At 36.5% G+C, this 15981-nt stretch carries 10 protein-coding genes, 1 pseudogene and 1 riboswitch; of the genes and pseudogenes, 2 read left to right on the top strand and 9 right to left on the bottom strand.

Features of this window, described 5'->3' with window-relative positions; genetic code table 11:
• Both HRT72_08925 and metH read right to left on the bottom strand, forming a co-directional pair.
• On the bottom strand, positions 1 to 401 hold a 401-nt coding region (locus tag HRT72_08925; GenBank protein NQY67829.1), incomplete at its 3' end, for a methylenetetrahydrofolate reductase.
• 10 nt (positions 402 to 411) lie between these two features.
• Positions 412 to 4122 (bottom strand): annotated as a pseudogene (metH, locus tag HRT72_08930) (methionine synthase).
• Between the two features lie 56 nt (positions 4123 to 4178).
• A riboswitch (SAM riboswitch) is annotated at positions 4179 to 4285 on the bottom strand.
• Between the two features lie 341 nt (positions 4286 to 4626).
• On the opposite strand from metH, the gene HRT72_08935 reads away from it, so the two are divergent.
• Positions 4627 to 6528 (top strand): hypothetical protein, encoded by a 1902-nt coding sequence (locus HRT72_08935; GenBank protein ID NQY67830.1) that lies wholly within the window; start codon positions 4627 to 4629, stop codon positions 6526 to 6528.
• A 25-nt stretch (positions 6529 to 6553) separates the two neighbouring features.
• Here the strand turns inward: HRT72_08935 and HRT72_08940 are convergent, their stop codons facing one another.
• The gene (locus HRT72_08940; GenBank protein NQY67831.1) at positions 6554 to 8089 is read right to left on the bottom strand and encodes a lamin tail domain-containing protein; all 1536 of its coding nucleotides are present in this window, start codon (positions 8087 to 8089) and stop codon (positions 6554 to 6556) included.
• Positions 8090 to 8149: 60 nt separating this feature from the next.
• On the opposite strand from HRT72_08940, the gene HRT72_08945 reads away from it, so the two are divergent.
• Positions 8150 to 9139: an aspartate-semialdehyde dehydrogenase gene (locus HRT72_08945; protein NQY67832.1), complete on the top strand. Its 990-nt coding sequence runs from the start codon at positions 8150 to 8152 to the stop codon at positions 9137 to 9139.
• 59 nt (positions 9140 to 9198) lie between these two features.
• Here HRT72_08945 and HRT72_08950 read toward each other — a convergent pair whose 3' ends face one another.
• From HRT72_08950 to HRT72_08975, 6 genes are all read right to left on the bottom strand, one after another.
• Entirely contained in the window at positions 9199 to 10059 is an 861-nt protein-coding gene (locus HRT72_08950; GenBank protein NQY67833.1) for an RluA family pseudouridine synthase, read from the bottom strand.
• A gap of 94 nt (positions 10060 to 10153) precedes the next feature.
• Positions 10154 to 12136 carry a PrsW family intramembrane metalloprotease gene (locus HRT72_08955; GenBank protein NQY67834.1) on the bottom strand — a complete coding sequence of 661 codons (1983 nt, stop codon included), beginning with the start codon at positions 12134 to 12136 and terminating at the stop codon, positions 10154 to 10156.
• Positions 12120 to 12755 (bottom strand): hypothetical protein, encoded by a 636-nt coding sequence (locus HRT72_08960; GenBank protein ID NQY67835.1) that lies wholly within the window; start codon positions 12753 to 12755, stop codon positions 12120 to 12122. The genes HRT72_08955 and HRT72_08960 overlap by 17 nt, the downstream gene beginning before the upstream one ends.
• A gap of 108 nt (positions 12756 to 12863) precedes the next feature.
• Positions 12864 to 13517, bottom strand: coding sequence for a lipoprotein signal peptidase (locus HRT72_08965; GenBank protein ID NQY67836.1), 654 nt, complete (start codon positions 13515 to 13517; stop codon positions 12864 to 12866).
• 12 nt (positions 13518 to 13529) lie between these two features.
• Positions 13530 to 13916 (bottom strand): TraR/DksA C4-type zinc finger protein, encoded by a 387-nt coding sequence (locus tag HRT72_08970; protein ID NQY67837.1) that lies wholly within the window; start codon positions 13914 to 13916, stop codon positions 13530 to 13532.
• An 11-nt stretch (positions 13917 to 13927) separates the two neighbouring features.
• The coding region (locus HRT72_08975; protein ID NQY67838.1) for an isoleucine--tRNA ligase at positions 13928 to 15981 on the bottom strand (2054 nt) is incomplete at its 5' end.

Genomic DNA, 15981 nt, shown 5'->3' on the forward strand with positions numbered 1-15981 from the left:
AAATTTGTTTTTCCTTTTTCAGGGTCGCCTCTCAGAGCGAGTACGTTGTCCACACCTAAAAAGGCAAGGTCGATAAGAGCATCTTCTGTTTCATCTACGCTAAATCCTCCACAGATAAGATGAGGAACTGCATCGATTTGATACTTGTTCATGATAGCTGCGCAGATACTCACTGTTCCTGGACGTTTCTTTATGGACTTTCTTTCCAATAAACCATTCTCCCTTTTCTGGTATACATACTCCTCACGATGGTAGGTAATATCAATAAAAGATGGACTGAACTCTACAAGTGTATCCATGGTATTAAAAATAGTGTTGATGCTTTCTCCTTTTAGTGGAGGTAGCAGTTCAAAAGAGATAAGGGTCTTATCGGCTTGTGCAATGTGATCTTTAATTTTCATTTCTCTCTATTTAATATGCTAGGTTATGTGAAAGCCATTTTTCGGCCACTTCAAATTCTACTCCTTTTCTTTCTGCGTACTCTTCAACTTGATCTTTGGCAATTTTACCAATTCCGAAATATTTAGAATCGGGATGTGAGTAATACATACCGCTTACAGAAGCTGCTGGATACATGGCCAGACTTTCTGTTAATTTAATTCCTGTATGCTCTTCTGCATCGAGCATTCGGAATAACTCAGATTTCTCGTTATGGTCTGGACAAGCAGGATATCCTGGAGCTGGTCGGATACCCTTGTACTCTTCTTTTATCAAGCTCTCGTTGTTCAAGTCCTCATTCTTATTGTATCCCCAAAATTCTTTACGAACACGTTCATGCATTAATTCGGTAAATGCCTCTGCCATTCTATCGGCAAGTGCTTTTAACATAATAGATTGATAGTCGTCGTGATCGGCATTAAAGCGAGCAATGTGCTCTTCGATTCCATGTCCACATGTTACGGCAAATCCACCAATGTAATCTGCAATGCCGGTTCCTTTAGGAGCGATAAAATCGGTTAACGACCTATTTGGAATGTTTGCTGCTTTTTTGCCTTGTTGACGAACATTGCTAAATAGTGCCTCAACTTTATCTCGGTTGTCATCTTGATAAACCTCTATATCATCGTCAATTGCATTTGCTGGCCAAATGCCAATTACGGCTTTTGCTGTTAACCATTTATCTGAAATGATTTTGGCCAACATTTCTTTTGCCTCCTTTAATAGAATAGTAGCTTGTTCACCAACTACCTCATCCGTTAAAATTTTAGGGTACTTACCGGAAAGCTCCCATGTAGTAAAGAACGGAGTCCAATCAATATATTCTGCGATTTCTGCTAACGGGTAATCATCGAATGTTTTAAGTCCTTCAACAACTGGCTTAACAGGGGAGGAGTTGTTCCAATCTACTTGGTATTTATTCGCACGTGCATCCTTAATAGTTAACAACGATTTTGCAGACTTCTTTTTGGCATATGCTTGTCTAACATCCGCGTATTCGTTTTTTCTTTCTTCGACGTATGCAGCCTTTTTATCTTTGCTTAGCAAACTGCCTACAACGGTAACGGATCGTGAGGCATCAAGCACATAAACGGTTTGATCATTTTCGTAATGCTCTTCAATCTTAACAGCCGTATGAACTTTAGAAGTTGTAGCTCCACCAATTAATAATGGAATGTTAAATCCAGTTCGTTGCATTTCTTTGGCTACATAAACCATCTCGTCCAGTGATGGAGTGATTAGTCCAGAAAGGCCAATTATATCAACATCTTTTTCCTTTGCTACGCGTAAGATTTCTTCGCAAGAAACCATCACACCTAAATCTATTACTTCGTAGTTGTTGCAACCAAGTACTACACCAACAATGTTTTTCCCAATGTCGTGTACATCTCCTTTAACTGTTGCAAGTAAGACTTTACCAGCTGAAGATCCTGCTTCTTTAGATTCTTCGATATATGGTAGGAGGTAGGCGACGGCTTTTTTCATTACCCTAGCAGATTTTACAACTTGTGGTAAGAACATTTTCCCAGCGCCAAATAAGTCACCCACAACGCTCATTCCCTTCATCAAATGCCCTTCAATAACTTGGATTGGTATATCTACTACTTGGCGAGCTTCTTCTGTATCTTCAACGATATAATCGGCAATCCCTTTAACTAGGGCATGCGTCATTCGTTCTTGCAAAGTGCCTTCTCTCCATTCTAAATTTTGCGCAGCTTCTTTCTTTCCACCTTTAACGGAGTCAGCAAAATCGAGTAATCTTTCCGTCGCATCGTCTCTTCTGTCAAGTAAAACATCTTCTACTCTTTCCAATAAATCTTTTGGGATCTCATCGTAGATTTCCAACAAAGCCGGGTTAACAATACCCATGTCCATACCTTCTTTAATGGCATGGTATAAGAATGCTGAATGCATTGCTTCCCTAACACCGTTGTTTCCTCTAAACGAAAAAGACACGTTACTAACACCACCGCTTACATGAGCTCCTGGTAAGTTTTCTCTAATCCAACGTGTAGCTAGGAAGAAGTCCATTGCGTTTCTTCGGTGCTCGTCCATCCCTGTTGCAACTGGGAAAATGTTCGGATCGAAAATAATGTCTTGTGGTGCGAAGCCAACTTTGTCTACTAATACTCGGTACGACTTCTCGCAGATTTCAACTCTTCTTTCGTACGAATCCGCTTGTCCATCTTCATCGAACGCCATTACGATAACAGCAGCTCCATACCGATTAATGGTTGTAGCCTGTTTAATGAAATTCTCTTCTCCTTCTTTAAGACTGATAGAGTTTACAACACATTTACCTTGTACATTCTTCAATCCAGCTTCGATAATTTCCCATTTACTGGAATCAATCATGATTGGAACTCGAGCAATATCTGGTTCGGCTGCAACTAACCTTAAAAAGGTAACCATGGCGTCTAGTCCGTCGATCAAACCATCGTCCATGTTAATGTCGATAACCTGAGCGCCACCTTCCACTTGGTTTCGAGCAACACTTAAAGCCTCTTCGTATTCTTCTTCTTTAATAAGACGCAGGAATTTCAAAGACCCAGCAACATTGGTTCTTTCTCCAATATTTAGAAAGTTCGTTTCAGGTGTTACCACTAATGGCTCCAACCCACTTAGTTTTAAATAAGGCAAGTCTTTCCACTTGTATTCGTAATCTCCTGTGTAATCGGGATGTAAACTCATGCTCTAATTTTTAGGAGTATATTTTGCTGCCAATTCTGCAATTGCCTTAACGTGTTCTGGGGTGGTTCCACAACATCCACCAATAATATTTACTAAGCCTTCATCTAGGAATACTTTAATCTGTTCGGCCATAAACTCAGGCGTCTCATCGTATTCACCCATTTCGTTGGGCAAGCCAGCATTGGGATGTGCACTCACCAAACAGTTGCCTTTGTCTTTAATAATTTTAAGATATGGACGTAAAGCCTCTGCGCCTAAAGCACAGTTAAGTCCAATTGTTAATGGCTTAGAATGTTCCACGGCTACAACAAATGCTTCAGTGTCTTGTCCTGATAAAATACGACCACTTGCATCGGTGATCGTTCCTGAAATCATGATAGGGAGTTTCGTTCCTTTTTCGATTTGAATCTCGTCGATTGCGTATAAAGCCGCTTTCGCATTTAGGGTATCTGTTATCGTTTCAACTAAAAGCAAATCTGAACCACCGTCTATTAATGCTTCTACCTGTGTTTTGAAAGCCACAACTAATTGATCGAAAGTGATGCTTCTAAATCCTGGGTCGTTAACATCTGGTGACATAGAAGACAACTTGGTAGTTGGTCCCATAGAACCGGCAACGAATCGAGGTTTGTGTGGTTCTCTTGCAGTAAATTCATCTGCTACTTCTCGCGCTATTCTGGCTGCTTGGAAATTGATATCGTAAACTGCATCTGCCATTCCATAGTCATCCTGAGCTACAGTTGTTCCTCCAAAAGAATTGGTTTCGGCAATGTCTGCACCAGCTGCGAAATATTCAGCATGGATCTCTTTAATTACATCAGGTCGAGTAATGGATAATAAATCGTTGTTACCTTTTAATAGACTGCTGTGATCCTTAAATCGTTCGCCTCTATAATCCTCTTCTTGCAAGTTATGTCGTTGGATCATGGTGCCCATGGCTCCATCCAATACAAGGATTCGCTCTTTAAGAATTTCTGCAATATCTATCTTCATGATCTAACATTTTACTTGTTGTTATCAAAAAAGAAGGACGGTTATTTTTGCTCTCTTCCTTATCTCTCTCCAATCTTGTTTGATCGAAGCGGGAATTAGCACCCAACTAGCCTGGGTTGCTAAGACTTCAAAGGGCCCTACCCTCAGTCTTTCTTGATAATAGTACAAAATTCAGCTATTTTCTAGTCTAAACCAAATAGCCATGATTTTTTACAGGTCAATTTAACGGGGCAGGTAGAATAAAGTTGTACCATTTCTTAAGAACACAACCCCCTTTTCTCTTTTGTACATCACGAGTAATGTGAGGCAATACTATACAGACATTTTCATTTTTTTATTAAATCAAAATAGGATAGAGTATTTAAGGTCTCTTGTAGTTTAACATTTGATTTCATTTCGATTCTTGCATCTATAATTAATTTAATGTTACTAATTTTGATAAGACAAGAACAAAAGTTGTAATTAAACAATCGACCAAAAGGCAGTTCTGAAAGGATAATATTTATGCGACTTTCTATTCTTATAGTATTCATTTTGGCTTTATTGTGCTCAAACTGCCAAAACAAGTCAACGGTTATAGCACCACTGGTCTTAATTGATTTTGAAACCGATCCATTATTACAACAAGACTTTATCAAGCTGTCAGGAAAGGCAGTTCCCGACTATTCTTTTGAAGGTATGCAGTCTTTTCAATTGGCAGAAGTTGGAGAGCCATTCGTTTGGAATTCTTATTTACATCCAGGTAAAATTTATAAAGTTTCGGTTTGGACAAATTTACGCCCAGGTAAAAATGGAATTTGGCTTTCAGCAAAAATCCAGCACAACGGAAGAAAGTCTCTATTTGCCGAAAACACCTATTCCAGAGTTGAAAATGGATGGTACCATCTGGAACTATTGATCAACACTTCGTGGTGGGACGAAACACAAAATGTATTGCTGGCGATTAAAGCGCATAAAAGACCAGTAATTATAGACCTATTTAAAGTTGAAGAGATTTCAGGACTGACTCCCGAACACTCTTTTATGTTCAACACCAATGAATTAGTCAAAGTTGTTGAAAAAAGAGATAGTATTATTCCATATAAGTTAATCCAGAGAAGGTTTAAAAAAAGAATGCCAGCTCATCTCAACGGTGAAACGGTAGATATAAAGTTTAAAGGGGATCGGCGCGATCATGTTTTGGGGGGGATATGGTCATTAAAAACGTATTCCGATGTGGATATAACGGATGGTATTAAAACATTGACTTTTCAAAGTATAAAATCCAGAAACTTTCTCAAGGAATGGATGTATTTAAGGCTGTGCAGGGATAATGGGATCTTAGCGCCTTCCTATGATATTAGCACGGTTGCCATCAATGATGGATCAGCCTATGTTTGTGCGCTAGAAGAATCTTTTTCAGACAACTTCGTTTATCGTCGAAAAGGGTATGATGCTCCTGTTCTTCGTTTGTATGAAGATCACTTCCTCGTAAAGACCGATTATAGCTATCAGTATGGTCTTGTGCGTTCATCTAATTTGGCTAATTCTTACATCTATCCGTACGATAAAGAGATTTATTTAAAAGGGAAAGGGAAACAATTATACTCGAGTCACGCGAAGATTCTTAAAAGCTTTATAAATGAACCCAACATTATTGATTTAATAGATAAGGAAAAGTGGGCAGCTTACTTTGCAATTCAATCTCTTACAAGGTCCTTTCATAATTCTTCTTGGCACAATTCGCGGTGGTTTATAAATGATAGAAATTTAATAGAACCAGTTGCTTACGACGGTAATACATCGGATGGACAATACGAATCTATGTATGGCGGAATTTTTTATGGAGATTTGGATCAGTACTTAGATTCCACAGCGTCGTCTGTATCATCTAGTTTATTCCAGAATAAGTTATTCATGAGCGAGGAATTCATGACGATTTACAAATCTAAACTGTTAGAGTTTTCAGATCCAATTTTTATTAAAGAGCAGCTAGATGAATTAGAAAATGATTTAGAATTGGCCTTGGATAAGGTACAAGCTTATTATGACTACGATTATTCTACCGAATATCTTTTCTCCAATGCCAGAGCGATACGGGAGGCATTACCCAATCTTGATAACTCAGGTTGGTATTCTAAAAAGAATGTTTTTAATGATCTGAATATGGAAAAGGATGAGGTTCCTTATATTCCGCTGTTTGTCAAAAACTTCATCCGTATGTACGCATTAGAGAATGATAGCATAATGGTAATAAATGACGTAAATCAAGAAGTATCTATTTCATTTTCTTCGGGAGAGGATATCCTAGTTTCTGGAAATTCAAAGACTACCTTGGATCTTGACCCAGCGAATAATTATTTTATTTCGATAGAAGGTCAAAGTATCCAATTGCCTATAATTCCATGGGTTCCAATATTGAGATGACGGAGATAATTAACTAAACCATATTCTACCTTCTAATTACGCAAACACCTTTGCTTTTTTGCAAATCACCAGAGATATGAAAAGCTTCGAAATAGATAATGTATATTCCTTCTATAGCAACGGATTCATTATCATCAGTTCCATCCCAAGTATATGAACCAGCTACACCAAGTAATTCATTATTTATTAATTGAGTAACTCGCCTTCCTTGTGAATCGAAGATGTGAATATTACCCACGTATCCTTCTTGTTTAAATTGATAATTGATTGTTACAACATCGTCAAACCCATCGTTGTTTGGTGTGAATAAAACAGGGTCTAAGTTTACTTCGATCATTGAATGATTTTGATTAAACTGACTATTCTGGTATCCAGGTGTAGCAAAATTGTTTTGTTCTGCCGAGGAATGCCAATTGGTTTTATCGGAAGATAAGCGATCAAAATGAATCCTTTCTAAGGAAATTCCATCGGTATTTTCTAGTAGTACAAATTGCTGGTCTTCGTGGTATGTCGTACTATCTATTATTATACTCGAATCGTTTAAAAGAATAACGGTCCCTGTTTCATTGCTGTAGGTAGGTAGACTTTCTATTTGTAAAAACTGATATCCAGTTGATTCGGGATATTCAAATACAATGTTTGATGTGTCTTTAGTAAGTACAATGTATTGCTTTGGAGAGATTACGAAATCGTCTTCCGAAATGGACTTTAGGTTAGATACACTTTTGTCATAATTATCTAGATTGGCTAAAGACCAGTTTTTAAGGTTTATGTGTTTCTTCGATCTATTATAGATTTCAATAAAATCGGAACCGAAAGGATAGGGATTGAATAGTATTTCGTTGATAACAATATCGTTTTCGAATGCCTCTTTCGATAATGCAACCAATGAATCGAGAAAAGGGTCTTTATCATGTAGGAGACGACCTATATATATGTCATCAAAATATAATTTAGTTGAATTGCTCGATGTGTATTTACATTGAATTCCAAAATACTCACCTGAGATGATATTCTCATCAATGATGCTTCCAATTAATTGAAAGTCTCTTGCTGCATTGTTGTCTACATATAGAGTCCAAGCATTCAAACTATCGAGAATTATCTTTAACCGAATCTCAAATGAAGAAGATATCTCTCCATCGATGCCTCTGATAAGAGAAGTGAGTTGATTGCCGGATTGTTTGAAGAGCTCTATTGCATCAGTGCTGCCAGATTCTCCCAATTGAAGATAGTAGCCATTTGTTGAATCACCAGAGATGGGTTCATCAGTCAATAGATAAATTCGTGAATTATTATTGGCGCTACCAGAAAAGGATTGCTTTACTTTTATTTCCCATTCTAGGGAAGACCGATTAGCAGGAATCCCTTTAAAAAACAGCGAACTTGAATTAGCTTGATCGTCGTTTAGTTGAAGTTGTTCTTTATCATTTATCTGAAATAGATCAATATTACCTTCCCAATAACCTGGAATATTAAATTCTTTATCGAACGATTCTAAAATTTGCCCCTGAACGCTAGTATATAGCAGGAACTGGAATAAGAAAATATATCTGCCCATGAGATGAGATGCAGTGAAAAACATTTATTTTTGCCCACCGAAATTATAAAAAATATTGAAATGAAAATAGCTGTTGTAGGTGCCACTGGATTAGTAGGCGGACAAATGTTAAAAGTATTAGAGGAAAGAAACTTCCCAATTACTGAGTTATTATTAGTTGCTTCTGAGCGATCAGTTGGTAAGAAGATGACATATAGAGGTGAAGAATATACCGTTATTGGTCTTCAAACTGCGGTGGATGCAAAAGCGGATATCGCAATATTCTCTGCTGGAGGTTCTACTTCAGAAGAATGGGCTCCTAAATTTGCTGAGGCTGGGACTACTGTTGTAGATAACTCAAGCGCGTGGAGAATGGATCCAACAAAAAAATTAATTGTTCCTGAGGTAAATGCTACTGAGCTTGCTAAAGAGGATAAAATTATTGCAAACCCAAACTGTTCTACAATTCAGTTGATAATGGCTTTAGCTCCTCTTCATAATAAATATGGTATTAAAAGAGCAATCATCTCTACTTATCAGTCAATTACTGGAACTGGAGTTGCAGCAGTTCAGCAAATGGAAGATGAAAGAAATGGTATAGAAGGTGATAAAGTATATCCTTATCAAATCGACAAAAATTGTTTAGCACAATGTGATGTATTTACGGATAACGGATACACGAAAGAGGAAATGAAGTTGACAAACGAAACAAAGAAGATTCTTGGTGATGATACAATCGCTGTAGCTGCTACTGCCGTTAGAGTTCCTGTTGTAGGTGGTCATTCAGAATCTGTAAATGTTGAGTTTAAAGAAGATTTCGATATTGACGAGGTTAGACAAATATTATCTGATTTTCCTGGCGTTATCGTTGAAGATGATACGGCTAATTTGGTTTACCCAATGCCAATTAACTCACACAACAGAGATGAGGTATTTGTAGGTAGATTAAGAAGAGATTTTACAAACCCAAATACATTGAACATGTGGATCGTTGCAGATAACCTTAGAAAAGGTGCAGCTACTAACGCTGTTCAAATTGCAGAATACCTTAATGCAAATGGGTTGGCATAATTAAAACTTCTTGTAAAAGAGTTAAATCCTCGGCCTTTTGGGCGGGGATTTTTTTTTGATTAATCCTCTGGAAATATCTTTTGAAATCGTTCTGGAAGATCATCGATAAAGCTAACGGCATCCTTTGTAAAAGGATGAATAAAATTCAGTGAATAGGCATGGAGGTACATGCCTTTTCCATTTAATATTAGACCTTCCATTCCATAATCTTTATCTCCTAGAATTGAATTACCGATGGAAGAGAGGTGCTTACGTAGTTGGTGCCTTCTTCCCGTTTGAGGAAGAAGTTCTAAAAGGTTTAATTGATCGAATCGTTTGGATTGAACAGAATTTATGGTAGAGTACTTGGTAACAGCGGGTTTGTCGTCGACATCCAAAGCAATTTGTCCACTGGATTTTATAGTACCTATGGTAATAGCAAAATATGTTTTTTTAATAAGCTTGTCTTCGAATAATTTGTTCAGAGACCGTATACTACTTTTCGTTTTCCCTATCAATAATATCCCCGTAGTGGCATAATCTAATCGATGGACTGGTTGAGGTCTGGTAGCATCGGATAGATTGCTCCGTTTGATATTTTGAGGTAATGCCTTGGCAATGGTTTTAAAGCTATTCCCACTTACGAGAATACCGGCTGGCTTGTGAATTACGGCTAAGTGTTCGTCTTCGTAGATTACTTTTAGTGGGAAGATGAGTTTTCGTTTCTGAGCTTCGTTTTCAGGAATAGAAAGCTTTATTGATTCTCCTCCTAATATAAAGGTTGCTGTGTTTGCCAGTTCATCATTAACTGTTATAAATTGTTTTTTGAGTGCCTTCTTTAGGGCAGACTTTGTTGGGACATATTCAAATATTCCGACCCCATATTCTTGAATACGGATGGGAGAGTTTAACTTAGAAACTACGTGAATTTCGACCGCCATTGGGCTTGTTCAATATTGAAAGTTAATGCTGAAGATATAAAAATGGCCCTGTTTTTTCAATAATCCTTTTCTGAATTGGATTCGGGCTAATGTGTTATTCATTTATAATATTTATTACTCCCCAATCAACGAAAGGGAATTGGGAAATGGGTAAGGGTTCTTTTCCAAGCGTTGTTTTGGAGTGAACTCGCCGGACATAGGTTACTACATCCTTATTATTGAAATCAAAATTGTTATCCTTTAGCTTGAGTAAAAAACGGATTGAAGGCTCCGTTGATAATTCGGTTTCGAATAAAAACCAATTTCTACTATTTCTGATAGCTACTCTTTTCACAATTTTTCCTGTACATGGTAAAATGGTTTTTAGTGAACTGTTTTCGTCAAGAATTGATAACGCGTATTCTTTGTCAAGAATATCGATAAGATTGTACACTTTTCGATCCTTATTGATAAAAATTGAATCCCAACCTCCAGGAGATATATCTAATCTACTTATCTGATATGCTAAAAAGGGTATTATATACATTCCATTAATGGCCGCTTCCTTTAAAACATATATAGACGACGAGGGGCCATATACTATTGAATAAATAAAATATTCTATAAATAGAAATACACAAAACATACTTATTAGTGAAATATTTAGGGTTTCAAGGTTTGCTTTCTTATGGTTTTCGTAGGCACCAGAATTGTTAAGTGCATTGTTCAGGGCTTTTATCCAAAATATTAATCCGGCAATTTCTGCAAGGACGCTAAGAAACAAGAAGGCCGATTGGTCATAAATAAGTCCAAAATCGTATATCCCATGGATGGTACAACCTAAAAGGAAAAAAGATAACGGCTCTAAATAACCTTGTTTTGTAGGCAGTTTAAATTTATAGAGGATTAAGCCATATACTGCTATTGAACTATATGTAATATGGCCAAGTACGCATATTATTGCGCGTGAACTTATTATTTCTAGACCATATTTTGAGAAATACATTATGTTTTCAAGAAAGGAAAAGGCAAGTGCAGAAGCAGTTGCAACAACCATGAAATCGATTGGCTTGTTTAACCATTTGGGTTTAAAAATTAGTATGAGAATGATCGGAGAAATCTTGGTAAGTTCCTCGATAAATCCAATTCCGATTATTGAATAAATAAGATCACTTATAAATGAATTTGAAAAATGGAAACCGATTAAACTCTGCAGATCATAAATAACAATACAAGGTATAATAGCAATACTTGTGATGAAAAATGGAATGATAATCAAGGAAGTAGAAATGGTAACAAGTTTATTTAAATATCCAAGGTAGATGAGCCAGGTAAGCATAACCAATAAGGCACTACACAAAATAATAATCGACGATCCTTTATAAATGTGTTTTGGGATCGATAAGAAATATGCGCCGTAATTTTTTTGAATTAAATGCAAATGTCTTTCCTCGGTAGGTGAGATGAAATTTATTAATTCTGAATTTTTTAAAAGAGAAGTAATACCGTCGTAGTTGTAATTGTGCCGATATAGACGATACAGGTTTCTTAATGTTTCTTGTGTGTATTGATTATTTTCGAGCTCTTTAAGAAAATAGTTTTCGGCTTGGCTATTATTTTTTTCATCCATTGCCATCATTCCTCTAAGTAAATTTTTACCTGGAAAATCTACCTTATTTATTGAATCAAGAAATAATTTGGTATCAACAGATCGATCTGTGTAGTAGTCCAGTACAGCTCTGCCAAAAAGACCATGGTTTCTATAAATAAGATTTTTTGACTTACGCCAGGAAAGATCTTTTTCTATAGGAAATTTATTCTCACGTAATAAATTGAATTCCATATACTGACGATCTTTTCTATCGGCGTCTATCCATTCTTTGATAAAGGCAAATTGACAAGGGCCATTGAGAGAATCTATGAATAATATTTCAGCATAGGATTGGCATGCCGTAACTCCTGAAAGATAGGCTTGAGTGAATTCAAATTTTTCTTTCGTGGAATTAAATTCCTTGTTTGGCACAAAGAAATGCGTAGCCAGAAACGGTAATAAGACTAGACAACCAGTAAAAAGGTATAATTTAATTTTTCTTTTCATCGGAAGAAACGGGCCAATTTACATGATGCTCTCCTATTACTGGAATTCCAAATCCTCCTCTTCGAAAATCGTATGTCATTGATCCATTCTTTCCATTCATAACATGAAAATGGAATTTAACAGATCTTAAAAATGGATTATAACTAAACGTATTATTTTCAAGTAAATAGACTACTCTCCCTGTTCTACTAATTTCATATTTTGGATCAGTTCCAACTACTCCATATGTCTCATAATATTTTTTGTCAGAAACTAATAATAAATTGAGCAGGAGTACAAGAAAAACCATAATACCACCTATACCTATCGTATTGAATATTATAAAAAATGGAATATTTAATTTGTTTGGTTCTTCAGCTACTTTATTTATCGCGAAATATACTATCCCTGAGAAAGTTCCGAAAATCAGGAACATGTATAATATACCCCAGCTTGATATTAACATGGCGTTTGACAGCAGAAAGATTGAGAATATAGAGAGCAAAAACCCAATTACCATAATGATTATTTGAATTTTTGCACTTCTTCCAAATTTGGCTTCATCTTTTCTTTTTGCTTTCGCTATGCGTAATCTCTTTTTCTGAGCTTCGGTAAGTATTATTTTATTTGCCTGTTTCATTTGGTTTATTGAAATTTGTTTGGTTTAAATACATGTAAAAAATGTATTTCGGTAAAAGTAGAAAGATAATAGACTAATCGATTAAGATTAAGGAATTTAGAAGCTTACTTATTCCCTTATTATTTCTTCTTGAAGTACAGCTTCTTTTTCGGCCTTAGCATCTTCTTCTAAAGAAGCAAAGAACCGTTTTTGGAAAACGGTTATTAGTCCTACACCAATACTGATTGCAGCATCCGCTATGTTGAAGATAGGACCAAAGAAAGTAATGGTTTGATTACTCATTAAAGGTGACCAAGAAGGCATTTGGAAATTGAAGAAATTGAATGAGAGCATGTCTACCACTTTACCTTCCAGTAGATCTCCATATCCTGGTCCATCTGGAAAAATTGATGCTATTTCGTGAAATGGGGTATTAAATATTACTCCATAGAATATACTATCTAAGATATTCCCAACAGCGCCAGCAAAGATTAGTGCGACACTAATGAGTAAACCTTGGTGGGCGTTTTTCTTTACTAAGCTTTGCAGGTATAGGAAGATCATTGCGGCTGCAATAATTCTAAAGAGGCTAAGCGCAATTTTTCCATATTCCCAATCGAGCTCCATGCCGAAAGCCATACCTGGATTTTCTACAAAATAGAGTTTAAACCAAGTGCCGAACACAAAGATTTTTTCTCCTAAGAACATATTTGTCTTGATCCAAATTTTTAAAATCTGGTCTAGAGATAAAACAAGGAAAATTGTAATTAATGCTTTTCTCAAAAGTAGTGGCGATTATTTTTGCCCCTTTTTTGCATCAATACTAAGAGTTGCATGAGGTACAATTCGAAGACGTTGTTTAGAAATTAAGTTACCAGTAGCTCTACAGATGCCGTAAGTTTTGTTCTCAATTCTAATTAGAGCATTATTCAAATGATGAATAAACTTTTGCTGACGAGCAGCAAGTTGTGCAGTTTCTTCCTTAGACAAAACATCAGAACCTTCTTCCATCACCTTAAAAGTTCTAGAAGTATCATCTGTTCCATGATTATCTTTGCCTGACATGGTGTTTTTAAGCAATTCTAAATCGCTCATTGCCTCGGATAATTTATTTTCGATGATAGCTTTAAATTCAACTAAATCTGCATCGGTGTATCGGGTGATGTTTTTGCTTTCTGCCATTGTTCCGGTTTTTAATTTTTCTCGATTGCGATAAAAGTTTTTATGTTATCTTCTAACTCAATTTTTGCTTTTGAGGTCGAATTTATCTCATTTACAAGCTCCAAAGAGGTGCTTAACGTCTCCGCGCAAATATATTTTAAATTATTATTAATTGCCGAATTAATGCTGTCGTGTTTTAAAATTTTAAGAACAATGTTATCGGTAACTTCAAACTGACTCTCTTTTCGGAGGTTTTGAATTCGATTTACAAACTCTCGAGCGATACCTTCTTCCTTTAACTCCTCGTTAAGCGTAACATCCAAAGCAACTGTGAGTTCGCTGTCTATACCAATCTTCCATCCTGGGATGTCGTCAGAGGTAATAACCAAATCATCTAATGTAAGTTCGATTTCTTCCGTTTCGAGTGCTAAAGTGTACGAATTATTTTGCTCAATAGTCTTAATGTCGTCTTGCGTGAAGTCATTAATTCTGCCTGCAACTAACTTCATGTTTCTACCGCACTTTTTGCCGAGTGTTTTAAAATTAGGCTTTACTTTCTTTACAAGCATATCGGAATCAGGGGAGATCATTTCTAATTCTTTTACGTTGGTTTCTGAAAGGATTAACTCTTTAACTGCTTTAAGTTGTTCCTCGAATTTAGAGCTGGAGGCTGGCACCATTATCTTTTGCAAAGGCTGACGAACTCTAATATTCTCTTTCTTTCTAATGCCCAGAACGAGTGATGATATACGCTGTGCGTTGCTCATCCTTTCTTCTAAATCGGTGTCGATAAGATTTTCTTGGTAAGTAGGGAAGTCGGCTAAATGGACTGATTCTGCTTGGTTGTTACCGGTAGCTTTATTTAGATCGATGTACAATTGATCCATGTAAAATGGTGAAATAGACGACGATAAAACGGCTACAGATTCTAAACATGTATATAATGTTTGGTAAGCAGCAATCTTGTCTTCTGTGTATTCGCCTTTCCAGAAACGTCTTCTGCATAAACGAACATACCAGTTGCTCAGTTTGTCTACAACAAAATTTTGAATGGCTCGTCCCGCTCGAGTTGGATCATAATTTTCAAGATGCGAATCGACGTCTTTAATTAGGGTATTAAGTTCTGAGATTACCCAACGGTCAATTTCAGGAAGGGAATCGTGATTAATTTTGTCTTCTTCGAATGTAAAGCTGTCAATATTAGCATACATAGCGAAGAATGAATAAGTGTTATAAAGTGTCCCAAAGAATTTGCGCTTTACCTCTTCAATACCCTCTGTATTAAATTTAAGGTTGTCCCATGGTTGAGCATTGGTAATCATATACCAACGTGTTGCATCCGCACCGTATTTATCTATAGTTTCAAATGGATCGGTTGCATTGCCCAAGCGCTTCGACATTTTAATACCATTTTTATCTAATACTAACCCATTAGAAATAACATTTTTGAAAGCAATGTCTCCGAAGCAAAGTGTAGAGATTGCATGTAATGTAAAGAACCATCCTCTTGTTTGATCCACACCTTCTGCGATAAAATCTGCTGGGTAATTTTTTTCGAATACTTCTTTGTTCTCAAATGGGTAGTGCCACTGTGCATAGGGCATAGCGCCAGAATCGAACCAAACGTCAATCAAGTCAGCTTCTCTTTTCATTGGTTCGCCAGTTGAAGACACCAATACGATATTATCCACGTAAGGTCTATGTACATTGATGCCGTTGTAGTTGTCTCTTGACATATCGTTCACACTAAAATCAGCCAATGGATTTTTATCCATTATACCTTTATTCACTGATTCGTCGCAAGCGGTTTTTAATTCTGCTAACGAACCAATGCAGATTCGCTCATCGCCATCTTTAGTGGACCATATTGGAATAGGAATACCCCAATATCGAGATCTTGATAAATTCCAATCTTGTAAATTCTCTAGCCATTGTCCAAATCTTCCTGAACCAGTTGATTCTGGTTTCCAGTTAATTTTTTTATTGTTAGCTATTAGTTTATCCTTTACCTCAGTAGTTTTAATAAACCAAGAATCTAACGGATAATATAAAACAGGCTTATCTGTTCTCCAACAATGCGGGTAAG

The organism is Flavobacteriales bacterium (assembly GCA_013214975.1).
Classification (GTDB): Bacteria; Bacteroidota; Bacteroidia; order DT-38; family DT-38; genus DT-38.